Source organism: Ectothiorhodosinus mongolicus (genome assembly GCF_022406875.1).
Taxonomy (GTDB): domain Bacteria; phylum Pseudomonadota; class Gammaproteobacteria; order Ectothiorhodospirales; family Ectothiorhodospiraceae; genus Ectothiorhodospira; species Ectothiorhodospira mongolica.
This window is the reverse complement of the sequence record NZ_CP023018.1, coordinates 1637982-1662474: the sequence shown is the minus strand read 5'-3', so window position 1 is coordinate 1662474 and position 24493 is coordinate 1637982. Positions and strand designations below refer to the sequence as shown.

Here is a 24493-nt window from a genome sequence, read left to right as displayed (position 1 = left end):
AGGCGACCTCAATGGTGTTATGCATAATCGATTCAGCGCCAACTGGGCAGCGCAAACAGCGTTTGGATCAGCTCCACAAACCAGCCATAGATGGGGAATAGGATGGCGCCGAGCACGCCGGTAATCAACAAAACCACCACTATCACCAGTCCATAGGGTTCAAGACGATCATAATTATAGGCAATCCGGCCGCGCAGAAAACCCGATAAGACGCGCCCGCCATCCAGCGGCGGTACGGGCATCATATTCAGTACCATCAACAGGATATTGATACTGATACCGGCCACACCCATGTAGACCAAAGGCACGGCCACCCAATCGAAGGTCCCTTGTAGACTCAGACCCAGCTTAATCATCAGCGCCCAGAAAAAGGCCATCAATAGGTTCGACAGCGGCCCGGCAATGGCCACCACCGCCATGTCGCGGCGGGGTTTTTGTAGGTTGCGGGTGTTCACCGGCACGGGCTTGGCCCAACCAAACACAAAGGGCGGCGCCGGGGTTAATAGACTAAAGGCCAGCAGACCGGCCGGCACGAGAATAGTGCCCACCGGATCGACGTGTTTGATGGGGTTGAGGGTTAAACGGCCGAGCATCTTCGCCGTGGGATCCCCCAGTTGTTTGGCGGCCCAGCCATGGGCGGCCTCATGCAAGGTGATGGCAAACAACACCGGCAAAGCCCAGATGGCGATGACTTGGAGCAGATTCTCCATGGCGACCGACTTACTCCAGCATCCCAGGTGGTACCGGGCCCAGACCCTGGCGCACCAGCACCGGCGTGTCACTTTCCAGATCGATCACGGTGGTGGGCTCGCCGCCGCAGGGGCCGCCGTCGATCATTAAGTCAATTTGCCCGCCGAGGCGCTCTTCGATGTCGTAGATGTCGTTCAGCGGCATATCGTCGCCGGGCAATTGCAGCGTGCTACTCATTAACGGCTGACCTAAGGCTTCGATCAGCTGTTGGACGATGGGATGGGCGGGGATGCGCAGGCCGATGGTCTTGCGCTTGGCATGTTGAATGCGCCGCGGTACCTCATGCGTGGCTTTTAATAAAAAGGCATAAGGGCCAGGGGTCAGAGACTTCAGCAGTCGATAGGCGCTATTGCCGACCTTGGCATAGAGGGCGATTTCCGACAGATCACGGCACACCAGGGTGAGATGATAGTTGTCATCCAGGCGCCGCAGCCGCCGAATGGTTTCCATTCCGGTCTTATTGTCGATGGCGCAGCCCAAGGCATAGCAGGAATCCGTGGGGTACGCGATGACCCCGCCATCGCGCACCACCGCCGCGGCCTGCTCGATCAGCCGGGCTTGGGGGTTTTGCGGATGGATGTGCAGCACTTTGCTCATGGGTTATCAGGCATCTTTTTGATCGATTCCCATTGTATCAGACCGCAAGGCGGCCACTGCGTGGAAATCCGCTTTGTATCCCAGCGCCTAGCTGCGCTAATCTACGAGACCTCCATGGGTTTTATGGTTAGGGATTCACTTCATGCTATACGCCATCATCAGTCAAGACGTGGCTGACAGCCTCCCACTGCGCCAGTCGGTGCGCCCGGCGCATCTGGCGCGGCTGGAGGCTTTACAAAACGAGGGACGGTTGGTCTTGGCCGGCCCACATCCGGCCATCGATAGCAATGACCCCGGCGAGGCGGGATTTACCGGCAGCTTGGTGGTCGCCGAGTTTGCCAGCCTCAAAGCCGCGCAGGACTGGGCGGATGCTGATCCCTATGTGGCCGCTGGGGTTTATGCGCAGGTCAGCGTGAAGCCGTTTAAACAGGTGTTTCCTTCATGAAACGCTGGCCGCTTGGGCTCATTTTGGGTGGAGTGGTGAGCGCTCTGGCGCTCAGCCTGATGGGCTGTGGCAATAACGATACGGCTGCGTTTACCGATCCTGGGCCGCAAGTCGCTAAGGTCAATGACGCAGTGATTAGTCGCTGGGCGGTGGAGGACTTGATTGCGCGCCAGGGGCCTATGGCGCGGGTGAGTCGCGATGATGCGCTGGAAGAACTGATCGATATGGTCTTACTGCGTCAGGCCGCTGAGCGGCGCGGGCTGGATGAGGATCTGGAGATTCAGCGGCAGCTGGACCAGCTGCGCACCAACGTGCTGGCGAATCATTATGTGCAGCGGTTTATGGATGAGCAGGATTTCACTGAGACGGCTCTACGTGCCGAGTATGAAGCGCAGATTGCCGCGGCCGGGGATGAGGAGTTTCGGGCGCGGCATATTTTGGTGGATGATGCGGATCTGGCGGCGGAACTGATTGCGCAACTGGGCGCTGGGGCGGACTTTGTGGCCTTAGCGGGCGAGCACTCAACCGATACCACCGCCGATCGGGGTGGTGATTTGGGTTGGTTTCAGCTGGATATGATGGTCACCGAATTCGCCGAGGCTTTGGCGCAGCTTTCCCCGGGCCAGGTGACTGCGGAACCGGTGCAAAGCCGCTTTGGTTGGCATGTGATCGAGCTTCAGGAGACGCGCGCCTTGGATCTTCCGGCATTTGAGGAAGTGATTGAGGCGCTGCAACAGATTCTTGCTAATCGGGCTTTGCAGAGCGAACTGGAACTGCTGCGTCAGCGCGCCACGATTGAGCGTTACTGAGGGCTTTCTTAGGCCGCGTTTGCCTGCCTAGCGCTATTGAGCGAAGGCGGCGATCAGGTCGCTGATTTCCTGGGTACGCTGTTGCATGAGGGCTGCGTCGCCACGACTCTCCACATTGAGGCGCAGCATAGGCTCGGTGTTGGAGCCGCGCAGGTTAAATCGCCACAGATCGAAGTCCATGCTGATGCCATCAGTGGTGTCGATCATGGGACGCAGCTGGGCGTAGTGATCGGCGATATGGCCAATGGCGGCGGCCACATCGCGCACCGGGAAATTGATCTCGCCACTGCAGGGGTAGGCGCTGATCCGCGCTTCAACCAATGCGGACAGGGGCTGACCGGTCACACTCATCGCCTCGGCAATCAGTAGCCAGGGGATCATGCCGCTGTCGCAGCACGCAAAATCGCGGAAATAGTGGTGGGCTGACATCTCGCCAGCGTACAGCGCATCATCGCTGCGCATGAGGTCCTTCATAAAGGCGTGACCGGTGCGGCCCATGATGGGTACACCGCCCGCCTGGCGCGCCATGTCTCGGGTATTCCAGGTCAGGCGCGTATCGTGAATCACGCGACCACCGGGGTGTTTGGCGAGGATCTGTGCCGCCAGCAGGCCGACCATGTAGTAGCCTTCAATAAATGCGCCGCGTTCATCAAAGAAAAAGCAGCGATCGAAATCTCCATCCCAAGCAATGCCCATATCCGCGCCATGCTGTTGCACGGCCTCGGCGGTGGCGCTGCGATTTTCGGGCAGCAACGGGTTGGGGATGCCGTTGGGGAAATGGCCATCGGGTTCGTGGTGCACGCGGGTGATGCGAAACGGCAAGTGCTCCGCGAGGGCGTCGAACACCGGCCCGGCAGCGCCATTACCGGCGTTGACCACCAGATGCAGCGGCTTTAATTGGGGCACTTCGATAAAACCCAGAATCCGTTGGACGTAGGAGTGCAGCACATCGACCGCGGTGTTGGTTCCGGGATGGACGGTCGGCGGTGGCAGATCGTTTTCGCGCACCCGCCGCTCCATCTCGGGTAGGCCGCTGTCGCCGCTCAAGGGAATCGCCTGGTCACGCACCAGCTTCATGCCGTTGTAGTCCATGGGATTGTGGCTGGCGGTGACCATGATGCCGCCGCCCATGCCGGATTGCGAGGCGGCGTGGTAGATCATTTCGGTGCCGCATTGGCCTAGGGTTTGGGTGTCCACTCCTGAGGCGTTCAATCCTCGGGTCAGGGCTTGGGCTAGTTCGGGGCTGCTAAGGCGGATGTCCCAGCCGATGGCAACCGGGCCCTGAGGCTGCACGACTGCCGCATAGGCGCGGCCAATGGCCTCGGCCACCTCGGGGTTGAGTTCTTCGGGCACGCGGCCGCGGATATCGTAGGCCTTAAAACAGGCCAGTTTTTGCTCAGTCGTCATGGGCTAGATATCCATTCCTTCTCGATCTCACTGATGGTCAACATCAGCGTCAACTCGTGGGTGGGAGAATCGTAAAAACCGTGTTTTACATAAAATGATCGCGCTTGTTCATCAATCGCATGTACCAGAATAGCCCGAATGCCAATCTGTTCGGCAGCCGAATAAACGCGTAAAAATGCGTCTTTAAGCAGGCCGCGACCCATCCCCCGACCCGCCATACTTTGGTCCACAGCCAATCGAGCGAGTAACACGACGGGTACCGGATCAGGCGTGTTGCGCGCGACTTTGTTGGGCACATCTTCCCGATTAACAGACCCCGATGCGAGGGCATAGTACGCGAGCACCCTTTGGTCTTGGTCGCACACCACGAAAGTCCGTGCTGAGTGTCCAATGCGCGCCGCTTTGGGGGCGCGCTTTTTTAACCATTGATTGAGGGATGCATGGCCACAATAAAAATCATCGGTAATGTGTTGCTCGCTCAGCGGTTGTGGCGGGCATATCACTCCCAAGGCGCCTTCGCATGCAATACGCGACGCAGCCTAGGATTGCTCGCTGGAGGTGCATCCAGTGCATCGATGAATTTCTGAAACCGATCCGGATCTAGCGTGATCAAGGTTTGATCGAGAATCACCTCTTGGGCCCGTTGCGCCGCCGCCTCCAAGACAAACTCCGTGCGATTGCGATGCGTGAGCTTGGCGGCTCGGTCAATCAGATTGCGAAGCTCGGGCTCGGCTTTCATGTTGATTGGAACGGATTGTCTCATTGGACACCCCTTTAATATATATTTTGAATATCTATTATCGTGTATCTAACGTGTATTCTCAAGCCTGACACTGAGTCTCCATACTGGGTTTCATAGCGTATATCAGACTTTGTAAAAGTCGCGGTACCAGCGAACGAATTCAGCGACGCCCTGCTCTACGGGTGTGGCGGGCTGGTAATCAACGTCTTTGACGAGGTCAGCCACATCGGCATAGGTGTCAGGCACATCACCAGGCTGTAGGGGCAACAGATTTTTCTCGGCCTTAACGCCCAAGCAGTCCTCCAACACTTCAATGTAGTGCATCAGATCCACCGGCTGGTTGTTGCCGATGTTGTACAAGCGATACGGCGCGAAACTGGTGGCTGAATCGGGTGCCTCTCCTGACCAATCAGGGTTGGGCGTGGCCACATGATCCAAGGTGCGCATCACGCCCTCGACAATGTCATCGATGTAGGTGAAATCGCGGCGATGCTTGCCATAGTTAAAGACGTCGATGGGCTGGCCTTCGAGCATATTACGAGTAAATAGGAAGAGCGCCATATCCGGCCGCCCCCAGGGTCCGTAAACGGTAAAAAATCTCAGACCGGTGGTCGGCAGGCCATACAGCGAGCTGTAGGTATGCGCCATGAGTTCATTGGCCTTTTTGCTGGCGGCATAAAGACTCATGGGATGATCGACGTTGTCATGGACGCTGAACGGCATGGCGGTATTGGCGCCATAAACCGAGCTCGATGAGGCGTAGACCAAGTGTTCGACGTCGTGGTGGCGACAGCCCTCGAGAATGTTCATAAAGCCGACCAGATTGGTCTCGACATAGGCATGGGGATTGATGAGGGAGTACCGCACGCCGGCTTGGGCGGCGAGGTTCACGACGCGATCGGGCTTGTGGTCTGCGAAAACCGCTTCCATGGCGGCGCGATCGGCGATATCGATGCGCACATCAGTGAAGCTCGGGTGCTCGGCAATGCGCGCCAGGCGGGCTTTTTTCAAGTTCACATCGTAATAGTCATTGAGGTTATCGATGCCGATGACCTCATCGCCTCGCGCCAATAGCCGCTTGGCTAATGCCGATCCGATAAAACCGGCGGTGCCTGTGACCAGCACTTTCATGCGTATATCCCCTGAGCCAATAACCCGACAACAATAAAGCAAATGGGCTGGGCAGTGAACTAGGGGCGATCTTGGGGCGAGCGGTGCCTGTGCGCACTTTTACCGACCCTTTAAGCGGTAGTATGCTGCGCACATCCCCTGTTAGCTCAGCAGGATAGAGCAACGGTTTCCTAAACCGTAGGTCGGTGGTTCGAATCCACTACAGGGGGCCAGAAAATGGGGTCGGACCCCAATTGGGGTCTGACCCCATTTGTTTTAGACTCTGATCCATGGGTGATACGTTACGAGAGTTTTATCGGCTGTTGCTGCATTCATTGCGCAACCTGATGCCGATTATTCTCGTAGTGGGGGTGTTCCAGCTGCTGGTGATGCGCCAGGTGCCTGAGGGCTGGCTGCCGATTGTGATTGGCCTAGGGATTGTGGTGATTGGCGTGGCTCTGTTTTTGCAGGGCCTTGAGATGGGTATCTTCCCCATCGGCCGCAATCTCTCGAATGAGTTTGCGAAGAAAGGCTCGCTGTTTTGGCTGATGTTGTTCGGCTTTTGTTTGGGCTTTTCGGCAGTGATCGCCGAGCCGGCTTTGATTGCCGTCGCTCAACAAGCGGAGCTGATCAGCGCCGGACAAATCAATGGCTGGGTGCTGCGCCTTCTGGTAGCGCTGTCGGTGGGAGTGGTGGTTGCCATTGGTGTTATTCGTATCGCGCTGGGGCATAGCCTGCACTGGTACATGATCATCGGCTATCTGTTGGTGGTCACCATCACGTTTTTCGCACCGGCTGAGATCGTTGGCCTGGCCTATGATTCGGGCGGGGTCACCACCAATATCGTTACCGTCCCTTTAATCGCGGCTTTGGGTATTGGCCTAGCGGTCTCGATTCGCGGGCGCAATGCCCTGACGCATGGGTTTGGGCTGGTGGCTTTGGCCGTGATGGTGCCGATGATCGTGGTGCAGCTCTACGGCATTATCGTCTTTTCCGGGGGTGCAGTGGCGGCACCTCCAGCATCGATGCTGGAAACGAATGCCGGCGATGGGTTTATCGACCCCGTGGGCGGCAGCATTGTGTTGGGCATGTTGCGCGATTTGTTGCTGATGTTTCGCGATGTGCTGCCCATTATTGGCGTTATTTTGGTTTTTCAGTACTTGGTGATTCGCCGCCACTTAGCGCATGTGCAAAAGGTTGTGGGCGGGTTCGTGCTGGTGATCTTTGGTCTCTACGCCTTCGTGGTGGGCTTGAAATTGGGGCTATTCCCGATTGGACGATCCATGGCTGAGCAGCTCATTGCCCTGGATGCGGTGTTGTGGATTTACGTGTTTGCCTTTTGTATTGGCTTTGCCACGACCATGGCCGAGCCGGCGCTGATCGCCATTGGCCAGAAGGCCGAAGAAGCAGCCAAGGGGCGATTAGATGGCAACACGATTCGCTTGTTGGTGGCCGCGGGCGTGGCGATCGGTATCACCATTGGCGTGCACCGGATCATCACCGGCGACTCGATTCATTATTACATTATGGGGGGCTATGCCGTGGTCATCGTTTTGACTGCTTTGGCGCCGAAATACATCGTCGCTTTGGCCTATGACCTGGGCGGGGTGACGACTTCGGAGGTCACTGTACCTTTGGTCACAGCCCTAGGCATAGGCCTTGCCACCCATATAGAAGGTCGAAATGTGCTGATCGATGGCTTTGGGCTGATTGCCTTTGCTTCGATCTTTCCGATCATTACGGTGATGCTCTATGCTATCGCCGTTGAATTCATGGGCCGTTGGAGGCAGCAAACCACATGAAATTCTCTGTGTTAGTAGCGATTTTATCCGAGAAATTCGAAGAGAAAGCCATTGATGTGGCGCGTGAGGCCGGCGCTGCAGGCGTCACCATCATGGATGCGCGCGGCATTGGCGCGGCGGAGAAGAAAACATTCTTTGGCCTGACTTATGAGGGTGCGCAATCGGTGTTGATTTTCATCCTTGAGAAAAAGCTGTCCTTATCGGTGATGAAAGCTTTGCGCGATCAGCTGAAATTACGTGAGCACAGTGAAGGAATTGTTTTTACGGTCCCGCTTGAGCACATCGCGGGTATCGATTTGGGCCAGATACAGCAGTTTGAAGAACGCATTAAAGACGAAATATAGAGCCTGTCATGCTCTCGGAGAATTTAAACCATGTTAGTTAAAGACATTATGATTCGCGATGTGGCGAGCATCGCACCGACCGCGACGATTCGTGAAGCGATGCGCGAGATGCGCCGCCGCGATGTCAAATCCTTGGTCGTTGAAAAAGTCCACGACACCGATGCTTATGGGCTGATCACCTACACCAATATTCTGCGCACGATTGTTGCTGAAGAGGGTGATATTGACCTTATTAATGTGTACGACATCTGCATCCGCCCGATCATTAGCGTTCCCGAGATGATGGAGGTGAAGTTTGTCGCTCGGCTGATGGTACAGCTGGGGATTCGCCGCGTGGCCGTTCTGCATGGCAACGAACTGGTGGGCCTCATCTCCATGAATGACATCATCTCCGCCATTATCGAGCTGGCCGACTGAAAAATGGGGTACGACCCCAAAAATGGGGACTGTCCCCGTTTTTGATTTGGTGTGGCTGGACTTGTGTGCTGCATCGCAATAAAGTATGGCCTCTTGTTGATACGTGAACATGAGGACTTGCCATGACCAACCGTACTGTTACGGTCATTGACAACGCTACCGGCAAGCAGGTGGAGTTGCCGGTACTAGAAGGCACCATCGGACCGGCCACCGTTGATATCCGGCCCTTGTCGAAAGAATTGGGCTATTTCACTTATGACCCGGGCTTTATGTCCACCGCCAGCTGCCGCAGCGATATCACCTATATCGATGGCGATGAAGGCATCCTCATGTACCGCGGCTATCCCATCGAAGAATTGGCGGAACACAGCACGTATCTTGAGACCTGCTATCTGCTTTTTTACGGCGAGCTGCCTACCGCCACGCAACTGCAGAACTTCCAACGTATTATCCAGCAACATTCAGTACCGCATCAGGCCGTGCGCCGCTTTTACGACGGCTTTCGCCATGATGCTCACCCCATGGCCATCATGGTTGGTGTGTTCGGTGCGCTCTCGGCGTTCTTCCATGATGAGATGGATGTGCATAACCCCAAACATCGCGAGATTGCCGCGCACCGCATGATCTCGAAAATGCCGACCTTGGCCGCTTGGTCATATAAATACGCCATGGGTCAGCCGTTTATCTATCCGGATAACGAGCTGAGCTATTCCGAGAACTTCCTACGCATGATGTTTGGCATGCCCACCGAGCGCTACGAGCCTAACCCGGTCTTTGCCAAGGCGCTGGATCTGATTTTGATTCTGCATGCCGATCACGAGCAGAACGCATCGACCTCCACCGTGCGCCTATCGGGCAGCTCGGAGGCCAACCCCTATGCAGCGGTCTCGGCCGGCATTGCCTCACTATGGGGACCCTTGCATGGCGGCGCCAACGAAAAAGTCGTGCGCATGCTTGAGGACATCGTCGAAAGCGGCCAGTCGGTGGAACACTTCGTGAATCGCGCCAAAGACAAGGATGACAGCTATCGCCTGATGGGCTTTGGTCACCGGGTTTACAAGAACTACGATCCGCGCGCACGCATCATCCGCAAGATGTGTCATGAACTGCTGGCACAGATGGGTAGTGAGAACGAGCCGATGTTCGAAGTGGCCATGGAGTTAGAGCGCTACGCCACAGAAGACGATTATTTCAAAGAGCGCAAGCTTTACCCGAACGTGGATTTTTACTCGGGCATTATTCTCAAAGCGATGGGCATTCCGCTGAATATGTTCACCGCGATCTTCGCTCTGGCGCGGATTGTGGGCTGGAATGCACACTGGAATGAGATGATGCAGGATCCCGAATCGCGCATCGGTCGGCCGCGTCAGCTTTACACGGGCGCCGACACCCGCGTCTATGTGCCTATTGAGAAGCGCTGAGCGAACCCGTATATTAGCACTACTTAATACGGATGAGGGTGATGTGATGACGATCGATCGAGTAGTGATGGCTTTTGCCGGCACGGTGATTCTGGCCAGCCTGTTGTTGTCTTTTCTGAGCTCTTACTGGTTGCTGTTGACGGCCTTTGTGGGCTTTAACCTGCTGCAGTCCGCCTTCACAGGTTTTTGTCCGCTGGCGATGATTCTTAAAAAGGCGGGCATCAAGCCCGGCGAAGCCTTTAATTAATTAGCCTTGCAAATGGCCCCAAACGGGGCCATTTTTATGTAGTGCCCAAAGAGGCATACGCAGCCCGAAAAGAGGCATCTTCTGGAGGAGAAAGGCTAATGAATACCGCAGGATCCTATCGGGTCCATTCGCTCAAGCTTGGGCCGATGGACAATTTCCTTTATGTGATTGAGGACGTGGCGACCCATAGTGCGGCACTGATTGATCCTGCTTGGGATTTGGATCGCTTGATCGGCCTGTGTCAAGACCATGGACTCACCATCACCCATGTCCTCCTGACCCACAGCCACGGCGATCACATCAATGCCCTATCTCAGGCGGTGGAGCGGCTCTCACCCGAGGTGCATGTGCTGCGCGCAGAAGCCGAATTTTGGGGTCAGACCCCAGAGGGGAGCGTCCTGCACGAAGATGGCGATGAGATCCTGCTGGGTCAGACGCGCATTCGCGTGATCCACACGCCGGGACATACGCCGGGTTCGACCTGCTATGACCTGGGCGATGACTTGATCGCTGGGGACACGGTGTTTGTCTATGGCTGCGGACGTTGCGATCTCAATGGCGGTGATCCTCGGGCGATGCATGCCAGCTTGATGCGGCTTCAAAAAGAGCTCAAACCGCATGTGCGCATCCACCCCGGCCATAACTATGGCATCCACGAGAACTCCACCATGGGCGAGCAGGCAGCGGGCAACCCGTTTATGCACTTTGATGATGTCGAGGCTTTTGTGCACTACCGCATGGTGGCGCACGATCAAACCCGCAATAGCCCCTATGGGCCCGAGCCGCGACAAAAGTCGTAACACCGCTGTTTAGCTAGCGCCTGACAGAGGTCGCCATTGTCATAGCCGATTATTGTGGTGGCCGCCGATACCAAAACCAGCTCAGCCGCTTGGAGCGGATCACAAACGGCATCAGCAGCACCGTCAAGGCGACCATGACATGCTGCCAAGGGGCGAACCATTGCGTTTTCCGCCCTGAGGTTAGCACCTTGGGGCTGCGGATGATGTGAAATTTGAGGCCCCGCGCTTTGCCCCAACGGCGAATGCCCCGTGAGAAGAAAGCCTCCTCCCCAGCATAGACCTTCTCACTAAAGCCGCCGATCTCCTTAAGCGCAGCGGCTTGGCAAAACAAATAACAGCCAGCGGCCACCCCGCCATAATAGGATGCAAAGTTCCACAAGCGCAGGCCCAGACGGTATATCGCCAGCGGCAGATCATCAAAATCCACTTGCGCGCCGCCGCCAGACACGGCGCCACTGGCCAGCTGATCCAGTGTTGCGCGGATCAGCGCGGCCTCTGGCCAGGTATCGGCATCAACGAAGATCAGCCATTGTCCTTGGGCGGCCTGGGCACCAGCATTGCGCGCCCGGGCAATCTGCTGATGAGGCTCGAACACCACCTTGGCGCCGGCAGCGCGGGCCAGCTCTGCCGTGTCATCGCTGGAGTTGTTGTCCACCACAATGACTTCAAAGGATTCGGGCTGGGCATGACAAGCGGCAAACACCGCCTCTAGGCTTTTCTCAATCCAGCCGGCTTCGTTCCAAGCCGGGATAATCACCGAATAAATCGGTGCTGCACTCACTGTAACCAGACCCGGGCGTTACGGAACAACCGCATCCAAGGCCCATCCTCGCCCCATTCATCGGGATGCCAGCTGTGTTGCAGCGCGCGAAATACCCGCTCGGGATGCGGCATCATGATGGTGACGCGGCCATCTCGGGTGGTCAGGCCGGTGATTCCTTCGGGCGAGCCATTGGGGTTTTCGGGATAGCGCGTGGCTGGTGTGCCGTGATTATCCACATAGCGCAGCGCGAGTATTTGCTCCTGCTGAGCCAGTTCCTGGTCTGCGTCAGCAAACACCGCTCTGCCCTCGCCATGAGCCACCGCGATGGGCATGCGCGAGCCAGCCATCCCAGAGAGCAAAATCGACGGGCTATCGAGTACCTCAACCATCGACAGTCGCGCCTCAAATTGCTCGCTGCGATTGCGCATAAAACGCGGCCAATGCTCAGCCCCGGGAATCATGGACTTGAGCTGGGAAAGCATTTGGCAGCCATTACACACGCCCAAAGCAAAGCTGTCCTGGCGCGCAAAAAAGGCCGCAAAGGCATCCGATAATTGTGCATTGAATAGAATACTGCGCGCCCAGCCACTGCCCGCGCCCAGCACATCGCCATAAGAAAAGCCGCCACACGCCGCCAGGCCTTGGAAGTCCTTGAGATCGACCCTACCCTCTAATAAATCGGTCATGTGCACGTCCACCGGGGCAAAGCCGGCGCGATGAAATGCCGCAGCCATCTCAATTTGTCCATTCACGCCCTGCTCGCGCAAAATCGCCACCCGCGGCCGCCGCCCGCTGGCAATCATGGGCGCTGCGATATCCTCATTCATTTCAAAGCTCAGCTGGACGTTAAGTCCGGGATCATCGGCACGTCTGATCGCTTCGAAGGCCTCGCGAGCACAATCGGGATCATCGCGCAGGGCTTGCATGCGATAGCTGGTCTCCGCCCACAGCGATTCCAGTTCGCCGCGGCTGGCACTCAAAAGCAGCGAGTTGTCGAGGTAAAACGCCAGATCTTGTGCAGCGGTGACTGATCCCAACACATGGCTGTGATGCGATAATTCCCAGCCGGCAAGCATACTGAGCACTTCATCGGTATGGTTGTGCGCGACTTGAATAACGGCGCCTAGCTCTTCATTGAATAGTGCCGCCAGGGGATCATCGCCCAGGGTATCGAGCTGCACTCGCATGCCACAGCGCCCGGCAAAAGCCATTTCGCTTAATGTTGTGAGTAGACCGCCATCACTGCGGTCATGATAGGCCAGCAAAAAGCCCTCTTGTCGCAGCGCCTGAATCGCTGCGAAAAAGCGCATCAACATGTCGGGATCGTCTAAATCGGGGGCGTGATGACCCACTTGGCTGAGCACTTGGGCCAGGGCCGAGCCCGCCAATCGCTGCTTGCCTTTACCCAAATCGATGAAGATTAAATCGCTGTCACCACAGTCAGTACGCAGCTGTGGCGTCAATGTCTGGCGCACATCGCTCACCGGGGCAAAAGCCGAGATGATCAGCGACAGCGGCGAGGTCATCACTTGCTCGCCCTCAGATCCCTCGGGGCTTTCCCACACCGTGCGCATCGACAGGGAATCTTTGCCCACCGGAATACAAAGCCCCAAGCGCGGACACAGCTCACGCCCCACGGCTTCCACCGTGGCAAACAGGGCAGCATCCTCACCGGGATGGCCGGTGGCCGCCATCCAGTTGGCGGAGAGTTTGATGTCGGAGAGATTTTCGATCGCGGCTGCAGCGATATTGGTCATGGCCTCACCAATGGCCATGCGCCCTGAAGCTGGTGCATGCACTAAGGCAATCGGGCTGCGCTCACCCATGGCCATGGCCTCACCGGTATCGCCTTCAAAGTCAGTCGCGGTGACCGCCACATCGGCAACCGGCACCTGCCAGGGCCCCACCATCTGATCCCGAGCCACGAGACCGGTCACACTACGATCGCCGATGGTAATCAGAAAAGACTTGGAGGCCACAGAGGGCAGCTGTAATACGCGCTTTACCGCCTCCTTGAGCGAGAGATCGGTGGTGTCCAGCTCAGGCTTGGTAAAGGTTAAATGCCGAACATCGCGCAGCATCTTGGGCGGCTTACCTAGCAGCACTTCCATGGGCAGATCCACGGGGTTGTTACCGAACTGAGCATCACCCACCAGTAACTGACGGTCCGCTGTGGCCGTGCCAATCACGGCAAAAGGAGCGCGCTCGCGTTCACACAAAGCCGTGAATGAGTCCAGCCGCGCGGCATCAATGGCCAAGACATAGCGCTCTTGCGCTTCATTGCACCACAGCTCCATGGGTGAGAGCCCGGGCTCATCACTGGGGATGGTGCGCAGTTCGATACTGCCACCGCGCCCCGCATCATTCAAAATCTCCGGCACGGCATTAGACAAGCCGCCAGCACCGACATCATGGATAGAGAGAATAGGATTGTTCTCTCCCAGCGCTGTGCAGCGGTCGATGACTTCCTGACAGCGGCGCTGCATCTCCGGGTTACCGCGCTGCACCGAGGCAAAGTCCAAGCGCTCGGCGCTTTCGCCACTGGCCATCGAAGAGGCAGCACCTCCGCCCAAGCCAATCAACATTGCGGGACCGCCCAGCACCACCACGGGCGTGCCTTCAGGAAGATCATTTTTGGCGATGTGTTCAGCGCGTAGGCTCCCTACTCCGCCAGCAATCATGATGGGCTTGTGATAGCCCTTGAGCTCGAGGCCATGTGGCCCGGGGGCTTGCAGCTCCAAAGTGCGGAAATAACCGGCCAATGCAGGACGACCAAACTCATTATTAAAGGCCGCGGCGCCAATCGGCCCGTCGAGCATAATGTGCAAGGCGGATTCAATGCGCCCGGGTTTACCAAAGTCAGTCTCCCAAGGTTGCTCAAAGCCGGGGATGCGCAGGTTGGATACCGAAAAGCCGGTGAGTCCTGCCTTGGGTTTGGAGCCGCGACCGGTGGCGCCCTCATCGCGAATCTCGCCGCCCGAGCCGGTGGCGGCACCCGGAAATGGCGATATCGCCGTGGGATGGTTATGGGTCTCGACCTTCATGAGAATGGGCAGGTCGAGTTTTTGGGGTTGATATTCTCCGGTCAGCGGATCCGGCATCAGCCGATAACCTGTATGTCCGGCGATCACCGAGGCATTGTCTTTGTAGGCTGACAAGACGCCCTCGGGGGAGATTTCATGGGTGTGGCGAATCATGGCGAACAGCGAGTAATCGCGCGTTTGACCGTCAATCACCCAGTCGGCATTAAAGATCTTGTGGCGACAATGCTCGGAGTTGGCTTGGGCGAACATCATCAGCTCCACATCGGTGGGGTCGCGCTTCAGGGTCTGGTAGGCCTCGGCCAGGTAGGTGATTTCATCTTCTGCCAGCGCCAGTCCCAGCTCGGCATTGATGGCGCGCAGCGCGGCTTCCGGATCATCGCCCAAGGGGATGCGGCGCACTGGGGCCGCTTCGTGGTGCGCGAATAAGCCTTCGGCATCTGCGCTTTGGGTGAGCACGGTTTGCGTCATGCGATCGTGCAGCAGCGACAGAATTGCCTCTCGTTCTTGTGCGCTAAGCGGGCTTTCGGTTTTCAGGGCATAGGCGATGCCTTGCTCGATACGCTCGACCACGCCGCCCAAGCCGCAGTGGCGGGCGATGTCCGTGGCTTTGGTAGACCATGGCGAGACCGTGCCGATGCGCGGCACCACCAGAATCTGCGTCTCCCCGGTCTCGGCATCAGTCGGCAGCGGCATGGCTTCTAACAGCGCCTGAATCTGCTTCTGCTCGGCCTCAGTTGGCACATGCCGGGTCTGCACGAAAAACCGCTGCGTTGCGTCCACCCTTTCCAGATGGGGTACGACCCCTTTTAGGGATTTTGCGAGCCGCTGCAAACGGAATTCAGAGAGCGCGGCAGCGCCGGATAAACGCAACATGAAGAGGTCCTTACCAACAACCAGCAGAAAGCCGCCATGATACTGCATTGCGCCCGCGGCTTGCAGTGCGAAACCCGGGGAGCTTTATTCGCTCTTGGAACCTAGCTCCCTAATCACGACAGCTTGTTCGTAGGCATCTATCTGCGTTTTAAAAAAAGCATAAATGCCATCAAGGCTTGTGTTGAGTCTAATGGAATAAAATCCAGGGTCATCGGCATCGACCGGGACATGACCTAGCAGAATTTCCAGAACTGCTGATGCCTGACTCAATTCAATATGATCAATGCGAACAATTGCGTCCAAAAGCTGTTCGATGGTGCAGCCATGATCCCGTATCAGAACCATGAGATCGAACAAATCTCTGGATGTGACACGGTCTCGGAGTGTCAGCGCCTTGGATTCAAATAAAGTCTGTAACGTAGGGATTTGGAATACCGACTGAGTTCCCGAAAGCATGGGCGCATTCGCAAAATACGTGCGGCGCGAGTCGCCGCCTCGAGTCATGGCCGCAAAACTGACCCGCACTCCATCGATCTGATATTCCTGAATGTAATCTTCTAATCGAATGCCATTAATGCGCGCCTGAGAAATTCGCACAGTATCGAGGATATTGTGCACCTCCATATTGTCTTTGCGGCAGGATGTGAGAAATGCACTGATTCCATCAATCGGTAGACTGGATTCAAAGCTGAAAAAGTCTAAGTCTTCACTCTGGCGATGCCCAAGCAAGAGCGACAGGGCCGTTCCACCGAAAAGAGCTAAACCTAATGACTCTAGAGCACTATGGGTGCGACAGTACCCAAATACACGCCGAGTGTCTTCGGGCAGAGCATCAAGCCGCAGCATCAATATGCTCTATTGCTTCGATGGCATTACGCAACTTGCGGCCAGCGATGTTGCGGGTCAGTGGGTCATCTATGCGATCAAGAATTATCTGCATGCAATCTGCACCGTATACTCGGACACATTTGGCGATATCGATCAGTTCAACGCCTTGCAGCACGCGCAACAGAAAAACCTCCTCGGGAATTTGCTTGTTGCTCCAGTCATAGGCACGGCTCAATCCTAGCGTGCGCGACAAAGGTGTTTGACGCATCACCTGTTTGGAGCGGTGGTATTTAGCACGCTGCCGACAGGCCTCAGAGCAGTAGCGCGATATCTTCAAACCCAAAAATAGGTTGCCACACTGATTACAGTGCTTTGTCTGGCGTTCGCGCCGAGAGGCAAGTGCAGCACCTAGAGTCTTCATGATCCCAATTTTCACCCCGCAAACGCTTTCGTGTCAATTCAGGTCCATAATACAACTCCAAATGACAGGGAACTGATCTTGGCGTATCCTGTCTGAGTTAGTACTTGGGGGCGACCTGGCTTCGACGGGGGTTGCGAAACCTGAGGTGCATGCCGAGGATACAGCTTACCTCGCAAAAAATGCTGTTACGTTATAGTTGCCAACGACGACAACTACGCTCTAGCCGCCTAAGAAACGGTTAGCCTCTGACGGGATTTGCTTGTAGGTTTCACTCAGAGGTCATTAATACAAGCTCGCGGAGCGGACCTGCCCGGGTCTTAACCGCTAAAACTGATCGGGCTCGCGCTGCGGTATCCTGTTCGTCGGAGACCAAGGCGTTAACTGAAAAGACGAACTAAGCATGTAGTACCGATGGCGTAGGATTCTCGGACGCGGGTTCGATTAACACAATGGTCGCCTTTGCCCGTAAGGGTAAAGTGAAAACGGGGCTCACATCGGTGGACCCTAAAGCGGGGGTAACCCGCCACGGCAACACCGAGGGGTAGGAAGAGGGCTAACCTCAGGCCTGCCCTGTAGAGACTCATAGACCGGCTGAGTGTGAAAACACAGAGCCGGCACTAGGATTCGCAGCCAATCATCGCTGCGGATAACACGCCCCGCATCCTGGCGACAGGATGAAGGTATAGTCCAGCCCTCATCGAAAGATGGGGAACCAGCTGTCCCGCCGCCTCCACCATTCGTCGGAAACCCTGGCTCACAAGGCCAGGGTTTTTTTATGATTGCCATCATGAATATGACGCTCAGTAAAATAGACGCCGCTTATATCGCGGGAGTGATTGACGGTGAAGGCACCATCACGCTGGTTCGGAAACACCGCGGTGAAAACCGCCAATTGTCAGTTTCGATCAGCAGCACGGAGCGTCCGTTACTGGAATATATTCTTGAGACGTTGGCTGCTGGTAAAATCACAACCAAACGCACATATAGTGCCGCACATTCCCCTGGATACACTTATGCGATTTATAATCGGCAAGCGTTTCATCTCCTGCAGCATGTCTCACCCTTTCTGAGAACATACAAGAGGTTGAGGGCTGATTTGATTTTAGCCCATTATCTTGCCCTAACACCTCGAAATGGCCGCTACTCCGCGTCGATAATGGAAAGACGAAAAGCATTTGAGGAAGCAGTTTTGAACACACGAGCTCGCTCCTAGAGTAACCGTTAAGTCATTGCAGCGATCTGTCCAGTGGTTAAACTCACCCAATGGTGACTAACCCTCCTCTTTTCAAGCGTTATATCGGTATCGATTATTCCGGCGCGCGATCGGTGGAATGCAGTCTTAAGGGGCTGCGCGTGTATGTGGCCGATCGTGAATCGATGCCCGTGGAAATCCCGCCTCCTCCCAGCCCTCGCAAGTACTGGACCCGGCGCGGGTTAGCGGCTTGGCTGGCCGAGCGCTTGGCGGAGGATGTGCCGACGCTGGTGGGTATTGATCACGGTTTTTCCTTTCCGCTGCGCTATTTTGAAGCGCATCACTTGCCGCTGAACTGGCCGGTTTTCTTAGAGGATTTTTGTCGGCATTGGCCCACTGATGAGCCATGGACTTGCGTGGATTTCATTCGTGATGGTGTCGTGGGCAATGGCTTGGCGCGGGTTGGCAATGCTCGCTGGCGGCGTATCACCGAGACGCGCGTCGGCGCCAAGTCGGTATTTCATTTCGATGTGCCCGGCTCGGTCGCTAAATCCACCCATGCCGGCTTGCCTTGGCTGCGTTATTTGCGGGCACAACTGGGGCAGCAACTTCACTTCTGGCCCTTTGATGGCTGGTCTATTCCCAGCGGCCGATCCGCGGTGTTGGAGGTGTACCCGTCCTCATGGAGCGGACGATATCCGCGTGAGGATCGGACCCCTGATCAGCATGATGCATACGCGGTGGCGGCTGAGTTGCGCCGGTTAGATGCCGCGGGTAGCCTGCCCTTATTGCTCAATCCCGAGTTTCGGGATGCGCAGGAAGCGGCTATCGCTGAGCTAGAGGGCTGGATTTTGGGGGTGGTGTGAGGTGACTGAACAAATGGGGTACAACCCCACAATGGGGGGCGCGGGGGTCGTACCCCTGAATGTGTTGCATACCGCGGACTGGCATTTGGGGCGCGCTTTGTATGGACGTCGCCGGGATGAGGAGTTCGCGGCATTTTTGTCTTGGCTGGTGGAGACGATTGCCCGCCAGGAGATTCATGTGCTGTTGGTGGCGGGTGATGTGTTTGATACCAGCACACCGAGTAACCGGGTGCAGGAGCTCTACTACCGCTTTCTGGGTCAGATAAAAACCACCGCTTGTCGGCATGTGGTGATTATCGGCGGCAATCACGACTCACCCAGCTTTCTCAACGCCCCGCAGGACCTGCTGCAGGCCTTTGATGTGCATGTGATTGGCAGCAAAACCGCCGATCCGGCTGATGAGGTGCGGGTGCTGCGCGATGCCAAGGGACAGCCTGAATTGATCGTCTGCGCTGTTCCCTATTTGCGCGACCGTGATATCCGTGAGGCGCAGCCGGGGGAAAGCATCGAAGATAAAGGGCGCAAGCTGATTGAAGGCATCGCCGGTCACTATGCCGAGGTGGCCTCCTGTGCTGAAGTACAGCGCGCGGATCTGGGTGTCGATGTGCCGATCGTCGGCATGGGCCATTTGTTCACCGCCGGCGGCAAAACCACTAGCGATGACGGTGTCCGGGATTTGTATGTGGGCTCTTTGGCGCATGTCACGGCCGAGGTCTTTCCGCCGTGTCTTGACTATGTCGCTCTGGGGCATTTGCATGTGCCGCAGCGGGTGGGCGGAGGCGACAGGGTTCGTTACAGCGGCTCACCGATACCCATGGGGTTTGGCGAGGCGCTACAGGAGAAGATCGTACTCAAGCTGCGATGCGAAGGGCGGCAGCTGAGCGTGGAGCCCATTTCAGTGCCGTTGTTCCAAGCGCTGGCCACGTTGAGTGGCGACTGGGCGACCATTGAACAGGGCATTCGTGCGCAGCTGGCAAAGCCCAGCTCGTGCTGGCTTGAGGTGAACTACACCGGTAAGGAGATCATTACCGACCTGCGCGAGCGCATCGATGCCTTGATCGAGGGTTCACCTCTGGAGGTTCTGCGGGTGCGCAATCAACGCTTGATCCAGCAGGTGCTATCACCGAGTGTGACCGAAGAGACCCTTGAAGAGCTCGACATGGCACAGGTTTTTGTGCGCTGTCTGGAGGCCCACGAGGTACCCGAGGCGCAGCGGCCAGAGCTATTGCAGGCTTATCGAGAAATTCTTGAGTCGGTGGCTGAAGCCGACGATGACCGTGCTCGGGTTTAGGCGGCCATGCGCATCCTCTCACTGCGTTTTAAAAATCTGAACTCGCTGGTCGGTGAGTGGGCTATCGATTTCAATGATCCGGCTTTTACCGCGGATGGCATTTTTGCCATTACGGGGCCTACGGGCGCGGGTAAGTCAACGCTACTGGATGCGCTTTGTCTGGCGCTTTATGGCAGCACGCCGCGTCTCGGCCGCATCACTGCCAGTGGCAATGAGATCATGTCGCGACAGACGGGGGAGTGCTTCGCCGAGGTCAGTTTTGTCAGCGCCCACGGACACTATTGCTGCCATTGGGCACAGCATCGGGCCCGCAAAAAGCCTGATGGTGAACTGCAGGCGCCGCGCCATGAGATCGTGGACGCCGATACGGATCAGGTTTTAGAGAACAAGCTCAGCACCGTGACGCAAAAACTAGAGGCGGTCACCGGCATGGATTTTCAGCGTTTCACTCGCTCAATGCTGTTGGCTCAGGGTCATTTCGCGCGGTTTTTACAGGCCAATGCCGATGAGCGCGCGCCGATTTTGGAGCAAATCACGGGCACGGAAATCTACAGCGAGATCTCAAAAGCCGTGCATGAGCGTCACCGCTCTGAAAGCTCGATACTCAATTCATTGCATCACGAGATGGCGGCGATTGGCCTGCTTGATCCCGAACAAGAGGCGGCACTGGACGCGGCTATTCAGGAGCATCAGGCCTCCGAGTTCGTGCTAAATGGAGATTGCACGGCACTTAAAGAAAGCATCGATTGGCTCAATACCGTGGCCCGTCTGAGAAAGGATCTTGATGATCTCAAAACAGATGCACAGAAGCTAAAAACCGATCGCCAAGCCTTTGCCCCCGAGGCAAAGCGGCTTGAGCAAGCCCTGGCCGCTGCGCCGCTTGAGGCGGACTATGCACGCCTTTTAAGCAGTCGCGAACAACAAGCCAAATTAGAGCGGCAATTGAATGAATTGCACCAAGCCATGCCAGCTTTAGAGAAGCATAGGCAGGCGGCGGCGCAAGCTTTGGCAAACGCTGAGACACATACGGCTGGCGCTCAGGAGAACCTGCGCAAGGCCTGGCCGCTACTGACCCAGGTGCGCGCCCTAGATACTCAGCTGCGCGATCGAGACACCGGCGTGCAGCGCGCTGAGATCGCCTGTCAGAGCACTCGCGAGCAACTGGCTAAGTTGCAGGCTCTTAAGAGTCGGGAGGCGGAGCAATGTGACCGTATCGAGGCGAATATAGCCAAGGCAGATCAATACCTTTCCGAGCATCGAATCGATGAGTCACTGATTGGAGGACTCAGCGGGATCGAGGAACAACTGCGGGCGCTGGAGCGACAACAAATCGAGTGCGCGAATACGGAGAAGCACCAACTGGGTTTGCTGAAAGATTTGCAGCAAGCAACAAAGCACCATGACGAGGCCCAGCAGCGGCGGGATAGTGCTCAGCAGGCGCTGCAAAGGGCGGCACAAGCCCATCAACAGGCACAGATCGACTTAAAGCAGTTGTTGGGGGATCGGGCCTTGGCGGATTATCGTCGTGAAAAAGAGGGCCTACTGCGGGAAATGGCGCTGCTCTCACGTATCGCAGATTTAGAGGCGCAACGTGGCTTATTGGAGCAAGGTAAGCCCTGCCCGCTTTGCGGTGCCACGGAACATCCTTTCGCTGAGGTCGGAGTGCCAGTGGCCAATGAAACTGAAGAGAAAATCCAATCCTTAGAGCGGGTAATTACCGCCGTAGAGGATCAACAGGGCTTGCTTCGCCAACATGATGAGGCCGAGCGCGCGGCGCAGCAGGCAGTCTCTAAAGCCGAAACGGCGTTGGTCTCAGCAGCGCAGCAGCAGGCGGTCCTAGAACAACACCTGCAGCAGTGTGACATGCAATTACTGCAGCGACAGAAAGACTTGAGTGCACAGCATGATCGAGCCGCTGCCATATTGGCGCCTTTTGATAAGCCGCTTGAGCTCGGCGCCGATCCAACTGCTTTGATTGAGGAACTGCAGGGGCGTTGCCGAGGCTGGCAAAAGGCGCAACAACAAAGGAATGAGTTGCTTCAGGGACGGGTTAATCACCAACGCGAGCTCGCCCGTTTGGATGCCTTATGGCAATCACAACAGGACTCATTGAAGCAAAAGCAAATGGAATACGAGTCTTTGATAAAAGATCGGGATACGCTCGGGACTCAGCGCCGCGATTTGTTCGGTGAGCAATCGCCCGAGGCTTATGAAAAACAATTACAGCAAGCTGTCTCGATAGCAGAGAGTGCCGAGAAAAAGGCTCGAGAACTTTATGGAGAACAACAGCAACAATGGCAGCAGTCGCAGAGCCGCCTGGCCGAATTCCATCGGGACATCGAAACTTTTGCACCGCGGTTATTGGAACAGGAAACCGGTTTTTCTCAGCTTCTGGCGTCGAAGGCTTTTGCATCGGAGGTGGATTTTCTGCGCGCTCGTCTTGCGCCAGAGCAGCGCGATTTGCTGGTCGCCCAGGCCCGTTCTTTGGAACAGCGTCAGACCGAGCTCAATACCCGACGCGCAGAACGTCAGAGCCGTCTTGAGGAGCAAATGGCGAAACCAAAAACGGCTCAAAGCCTCAGCGAGCTGGAACCGGAATATCAGCGCTTGGAACGGGGCCTGTTGGAGGTGCGCGAGACACTGGCGCGGCTCAGAGTGCAATGGGAAAATAACACCAACGCCAAATCACAGCGCGCTGATAAACAGGCGCAGATTGAGGCTCAACAAAAAGAATACCTGCGTTGGCATACGCTGCATGAACTGATTGGCTCTGCCGATGGCAAGAAATACCGCAATTTTGCCCAAGGGCTCACTTTCGAAGTGATGATTGGGCATGCCAACCGCCAGCTGATGAAGATGACCGACCGATACCTTCTTACCCGTAGCGAGCAAGCTCCACTGGAGCTGAACGTAGTAGACAACTACCAAGCAGGCGAGATTCGCTCCACCAAGAACCTGTCCGGCGGGGAGAGCTTCATTGTGAGTCTGGCCTTGGCCTTGGGGTTATCGCAGATGGCAAGCAGCCGAGTGCGCGTGGATTCGCTGTTTCTTGATGAGGGTTTTGGCACTCTGGATGAGGATGCACTGGACGTGGCGCTAGAGACGCTGGCCAATCTTCAGCAGGACGGCAAGCTGATCGGCGTGATCTCTCACGTGGCGATGCTCAAAGAGCGCATCAGCACGCGAATCCAAGTAACTCCTCTGACCGGTGGGCGCAGCCGCCTCTCCGGCCCCGGCTGCCACTAACCTCAACCGGGGTACGACCCCATTGGGGTCGTACCCCTTTGCTTGAGTTTTCCACAGAACCTGTGGATAAGCTTGTGGAAAGTCGCCGAGAAATGGGCGCAAAGCCTTGTCAGGTCTTGATCCGTGTCATGTTGGTGAAATATTGACCAATATCCACTTTGTTCATATTTTTCATTAACTTATAAAGCATTCATCAGACCGAGAAATCGATTTTTTCGGTAAATTGGCCTATTTCAGAGTGTTGAGTGAGGGCATGTGCACAACCTTGGCGCATTGTGAATGAAAATAGCGAAAATTTGGTTATAACCAGACCCTCTAAAGAGTGCTGTTTGGAATACCAGCCTGCTGCATAGAATGAAAACTGGTTATGCTTTGGCCATGCTCGGCGTTGATCAACTCCTGCCTTTCCTCATCGCTGCCATCGTCTTGACGCTGGCTCCAGGGCCCGACAATCTCATGGTACTGAGCCTTGGCATGTCTCAAGGAAGGCGCGCCGGAGTCGCTTTTGGTCTGGGCTGTGTTTCGGGTTGCTTAATCCATACTCTGTTGGCGACGCTGGGCGTGAGCGCTTTAGTTGCCGCCTCACCCAAAAGTTTTGCGCTGCTGACCCTTATAGGTGCTGCTTATCTCATTTGGCTGGGCATGCAATCGCTACGGCATGCACGAGACCATGCTGAAGGCTTTCTATCAGTCATGCCTGACAGCGCCCTCGCTCTATTCGTCAAAGGCGTGGTCGCTAACGCCATTAATCCCAAGGTGATGATTTTCTTTTTAGCTTTCCTGCCTCAGTTCGTGGTTGCTGAGCAAGGCCATATCCCCTGGCAAATGGCGCTGCTGGGCTTGGCATTTATGCTTCAGGGGGCAATGATCTTTGGCGCACTTGGCTATTTTTCGGGGTATTTGGGGCAGCTGTTGGCTCAAAATTCAGGACTAAAAAGCTTCCTACACTATCTCGCCGCCGCGGTGTTTCTGGGGCTTGGCCTGCGGTTATTTCTCAATATTATTGGCTAGTGTATACCCGAGCGAATTTATCGGTGATACACCACTGCAGGTGTTGACTCCAAGTAAAAAATGCATG

The 24493-nt window shown here is 56.2% G+C and carries 23 protein-coding genes, 1 tRNA gene and 1 other RNA gene; 15 read left to right on the top strand and 10 right to left on the bottom strand.

Annotated elements, in window-relative coordinates:
- Positions 1–32: 32 nt before the first annotated feature.
- Complete coding sequence (locus CKX93_RS08100) at positions 33–710, bottom strand: site-2 protease family protein (RefSeq protein ID WP_076756189.1); 678 nt, start codon at positions 708–710, stop codon at positions 33–35.
- 10 nt (positions 711–720) lie between these two features.
- Complete coding sequence (locus tag CKX93_RS08095; RefSeq protein ID WP_076756188.1) at positions 721–1347, bottom strand: L-threonylcarbamoyladenylate synthase; 627 nt, start codon at positions 1345–1347, stop codon at positions 721–723.
- A gap of 142 nt (positions 1348–1489) precedes the next feature.
- Between CKX93_RS08095 and CKX93_RS08090 the strand changes: the two genes are divergently transcribed.
- Complete coding sequence (locus tag CKX93_RS08090) at positions 1490–1792, top strand: YciI family protein (protein ID WP_076756187.1); 303 nt, start codon at positions 1490–1492, stop codon at positions 1790–1792.
- Complete coding sequence (locus CKX93_RS08085; protein ID WP_076756186.1) at positions 1789–2601, top strand: peptidylprolyl isomerase; 813 nt, start codon at positions 1789–1791, stop codon at positions 2599–2601. Before CKX93_RS08090 ends, CKX93_RS08085 begins: the two co-directional genes overlap by 4 nt.
- Before the next feature lie 33 nt (positions 2602–2634).
- Here the strand turns inward: CKX93_RS08085 and CKX93_RS08080 are convergent, their stop codons facing one another.
- From CKX93_RS08080 to CKX93_RS08065, 4 genes are all read right to left on the bottom strand, one after another.
- A complete protein-coding gene (locus CKX93_RS08080; RefSeq protein WP_076756185.1) occupies positions 2635–4008 on the bottom strand; it encodes a phosphohexomutase domain-containing protein in 1374 nt (457 codons plus the stop codon).
- Positions 4005–4511 (bottom strand): GNAT family N-acetyltransferase, encoded by a 507-nt coding sequence (locus CKX93_RS08075; protein ID WP_143339976.1) that lies wholly within the window; start codon positions 4509–4511, stop codon positions 4005–4007. Before CKX93_RS08075 ends, CKX93_RS08080 begins: the two co-directional genes overlap by 4 nt.
- Positions 4508–4771 carry a type II toxin-antitoxin system TacA family antitoxin gene (locus CKX93_RS08070; RefSeq protein ID WP_076756183.1) on the bottom strand — a complete coding sequence of 88 codons (264 nt, stop codon included), beginning with the start codon at positions 4769–4771 and terminating at the stop codon, positions 4508–4510. Before CKX93_RS08070 ends, CKX93_RS08075 begins: the two co-directional genes overlap by 4 nt.
- A 102-nt stretch (positions 4772–4873) precedes the next feature.
- Positions 4874–5881, bottom strand: coding sequence for an NAD-dependent epimerase (locus CKX93_RS08065; protein WP_076756182.1), 1008 nt, complete (start codon positions 5879–5881; stop codon positions 4874–4876).
- A 135-nt stretch (positions 5882–6016) separates the two neighbouring features.
- Between CKX93_RS08065 and CKX93_RS08060 the strand changes: the two genes are divergently transcribed.
- From CKX93_RS08060 to CKX93_RS08030, 7 genes are all read left to right on the top strand, one after another.
- Positions 6017–6093, top strand: a tRNA-Arg gene (locus CKX93_RS08060).
- Between the two features lie 57 nt (positions 6094–6150).
- A complete protein-coding gene (locus CKX93_RS08055; protein WP_076756181.1) occupies positions 6151–7662 on the top strand; it encodes a DUF1538 domain-containing protein in 1512 nt (503 codons plus the stop codon).
- A complete protein-coding gene (locus CKX93_RS08050) occupies positions 7659–8006 on the top strand; it encodes a P-II family nitrogen regulator (protein WP_076756180.1) in 348 nt (115 codons plus the stop codon). Before CKX93_RS08055 ends, CKX93_RS08050 begins: the two co-directional genes overlap by 4 nt.
- A gap of 30 nt (positions 8007–8036) precedes the next feature.
- Positions 8037–8423: a CBS domain-containing protein gene (locus CKX93_RS08045; RefSeq protein WP_076756179.1), complete on the top strand. Its 387-nt coding sequence runs from the start codon at positions 8037–8039 to the stop codon at positions 8421–8423.
- Between the two features lie 122 nt (positions 8424–8545).
- Positions 8546–9844 (top strand): citrate synthase, encoded by a 1299-nt coding sequence (locus CKX93_RS08040; RefSeq protein WP_076756178.1) that lies wholly within the window; start codon positions 8546–8548, stop codon positions 9842–9844.
- Positions 9845–9890: 46 nt separating this feature from the next.
- Complete coding sequence (locus CKX93_RS08035; protein WP_076756177.1) at positions 9891–10091, top strand: YgaP family membrane protein; 201 nt, start codon at positions 9891–9893, stop codon at positions 10089–10091.
- A 98-nt stretch (positions 10092–10189) separates the two neighbouring features.
- Positions 10190–10891 (top strand): MBL fold metallo-hydrolase, encoded by a 702-nt coding sequence (locus tag CKX93_RS08030; RefSeq protein ID WP_076756176.1) that lies wholly within the window; start codon positions 10190–10192, stop codon positions 10889–10891.
- Positions 10892–10940: 49 nt separating this feature from the next.
- Here CKX93_RS08030 and CKX93_RS08025 read toward each other — a convergent pair whose 3' ends face one another.
- The 4 genes from CKX93_RS08025 to CKX93_RS08010 all read right to left on the bottom strand — a co-directional run bounded on the left by CKX93_RS08025 (position 10941) and on the right by CKX93_RS08010 (position 16820).
- Positions 10941–11672: a glycosyltransferase gene (locus tag CKX93_RS08025; protein WP_076756175.1), complete on the bottom strand. Its 732-nt coding sequence runs from the start codon at positions 11670–11672 to the stop codon at positions 10941–10943.
- Positions 11669–15571 (bottom strand): phosphoribosylformylglycinamidine synthase, encoded by a 3903-nt coding sequence (gene purL / locus CKX93_RS08020; RefSeq protein ID WP_076756264.1) that lies wholly within the window; start codon positions 15569–15571, stop codon positions 11669–11671. Before purL ends, CKX93_RS08025 begins: the two co-directional genes overlap by 4 nt.
- Positions 15572–15655: 84 nt before the next feature.
- Positions 15656–16417 carry a nucleotidyl transferase AbiEii/AbiGii toxin family protein gene (locus CKX93_RS08015; protein ID WP_076756174.1) on the bottom strand — a complete coding sequence of 254 codons (762 nt, stop codon included), beginning with the start codon at positions 16415–16417 and terminating at the stop codon, positions 15656–15658.
- On the bottom strand, positions 16404–16820 hold the full coding sequence (locus tag CKX93_RS08010) for a hypothetical protein (protein WP_076756173.1): 417 nt from the start codon (positions 16818–16820) through the stop codon (positions 16404–16406). The genes CKX93_RS08015 and CKX93_RS08010 overlap by 14 nt, the downstream gene beginning before the upstream one ends.
- Positions 16821–16934: 114 nt before the next feature.
- Here CKX93_RS08010 and ssrA point away from each other — a divergent pair.
- The 6 genes from ssrA to CKX93_RS07980 all read left to right on the top strand — a co-directional run bounded on the left by ssrA (position 16935) and on the right by CKX93_RS07980 (position 24426).
- Positions 16935–17264: a transfer-messenger RNA gene (gene ssrA, locus CKX93_RS08005) on the top strand.
- A gap of 343 nt (positions 17265–17607) precedes the next feature.
- Entirely contained in the window at positions 17608–18033 is a 426-nt protein-coding gene (locus CKX93_RS08000; protein ID WP_234982852.1) for an LAGLIDADG family homing endonuclease, read from the top strand.
- A 50-nt stretch (positions 18034–18083) separates the two neighbouring features.
- Positions 18084–18878, top strand: coding sequence for a hypothetical protein (locus CKX93_RS07995; protein ID WP_076756172.1), 795 nt, complete (start codon positions 18084–18086; stop codon positions 18876–18878).
- Between the two features lies 1 nt (position 18879).
- A complete protein-coding gene (locus CKX93_RS07990; protein ID WP_234982851.1) occupies positions 18880–20169 on the top strand; it encodes an exonuclease SbcCD subunit D C-terminal domain-containing protein in 1290 nt (429 codons plus the stop codon).
- Positions 20170–20175: 6 nt separating this feature from the next.
- The gene (locus CKX93_RS07985; protein WP_076756171.1) at positions 20176–23415 is read left to right on the top strand and encodes an AAA family ATPase; all 3240 of its coding nucleotides are present in this window, start codon (positions 20176–20178) and stop codon (positions 23413–23415) included.
- A gap of 354 nt (positions 23416–23769) precedes the next feature.
- The gene (locus CKX93_RS07980; protein ID WP_200799839.1) at positions 23770–24426 is read left to right on the top strand and encodes a LysE family translocator; all 657 of its coding nucleotides are present in this window, start codon (positions 23770–23772) and stop codon (positions 24424–24426) included.
- Positions 24427–24493: the final 67 nt, after the last annotated feature.

What these genes read in the sequence shown, in the direction of transcription:
- CKX93_RS08010 (WP_076756173.1), bottom strand. Translation starts at nt 16,820, where the DNA reads ATGAAGACTCTAGGTGCTGCACTTGCCTCTCGGCGCGAACGCCAGACA.
- CKX93_RS08095 (WP_076756188.1), bottom strand. Translation starts at nt 1,347, where the DNA reads ATGAGCAAAGTGCTGCACATCCATCCGCAAAACCCCCAAGCCCGGCTG.
- CKX93_RS08050 (WP_076756180.1), top strand. Translation starts at nt 7,659, where the DNA reads ATGAAATTCTCTGTGTTAGTAGCGATTTTATCCGAGAAATTCGAAGAG.
- CKX93_RS08070 (WP_076756183.1), bottom strand. Translation starts at nt 4,771, where the DNA reads ATGAGACAATCCGTTCCAATCAACATGAAAGCCGAGCCCGAGCTTCGC.
- CKX93_RS08085 (WP_076756186.1), top strand. Translation starts at nt 1,789, where the DNA reads ATGAAACGCTGGCCGCTTGGGCTCATTTTGGGTGGAGTGGTGAGCGCT.
- CKX93_RS08065 (WP_076756182.1), bottom strand. Translation starts at nt 5,881, where the DNA reads ATGAAAGTGCTGGTCACAGGCACCGCCGGTTTTATCGGATCGGCATTA.
- CKX93_RS08055 (WP_076756181.1), top strand. Translation starts at nt 6,151, where the DNA reads ATGGGTGATACGTTACGAGAGTTTTATCGGCTGTTGCTGCATTCATTG.
- CKX93_RS08100 (WP_076756189.1), bottom strand. Translation starts at nt 710, where the DNA reads ATGGAGAATCTGCTCCAAGTCATCGCCATCTGGGCTTTGCCGGTGTTG.
- CKX93_RS07980 (WP_200799839.1), top strand. Translation starts at nt 23,770, where the DNA reads ATGAAAACTGGTTATGCTTTGGCCATGCTCGGCGTTGATCAACTCCTG.
- CKX93_RS07995 (WP_076756172.1), top strand. Translation starts at nt 18,084, where the DNA reads ATGGTGACTAACCCTCCTCTTTTCAAGCGTTATATCGGTATCGATTAT.
- CKX93_RS08035 (WP_076756177.1), top strand. Translation starts at nt 9,891, where the DNA reads ATGACGATCGATCGAGTAGTGATGGCTTTTGCCGGCACGGTGATTCTG.
- CKX93_RS08015 (WP_076756174.1), bottom strand. Translation starts at nt 16,417, where the DNA reads ATGCTGCGGCTTGATGCTCTGCCCGAAGACACTCGGCGTGTATTTGGG.
- CKX93_RS08045 (WP_076756179.1), top strand. Translation starts at nt 8,037, where the DNA reads ATGTTAGTTAAAGACATTATGATTCGCGATGTGGCGAGCATCGCACCG.
- CKX93_RS08030 (WP_076756176.1), top strand. Translation starts at nt 10,190, where the DNA reads ATGAATACCGCAGGATCCTATCGGGTCCATTCGCTCAAGCTTGGGCCG.
- purL (WP_076756264.1), bottom strand. Translation starts at nt 15,571, where the DNA reads ATGTTGCGTTTATCCGGCGCTGCCGCGCTCTCTGAATTCCGTTTGCAG.
- CKX93_RS07985 (WP_076756171.1), top strand. Translation starts at nt 20,176, where the DNA reads ATGCGCATCCTCTCACTGCGTTTTAAAAATCTGAACTCGCTGGTCGGT.
- CKX93_RS08080 (WP_076756185.1), bottom strand. Translation starts at nt 4,008, where the DNA reads ATGACGACTGAGCAAAAACTGGCCTGTTTTAAGGCCTACGATATCCGC.
- CKX93_RS08040 (WP_076756178.1), top strand. Translation starts at nt 8,546, where the DNA reads ATGACCAACCGTACTGTTACGGTCATTGACAACGCTACCGGCAAGCAG.
- CKX93_RS08090 (WP_076756187.1), top strand. Translation starts at nt 1,490, where the DNA reads ATGCTATACGCCATCATCAGTCAAGACGTGGCTGACAGCCTCCCACTG.
- CKX93_RS08000 (WP_234982852.1), top strand. Translation starts at nt 17,608, where the DNA reads ATGAATATGACGCTCAGTAAAATAGACGCCGCTTATATCGCGGGAGTG.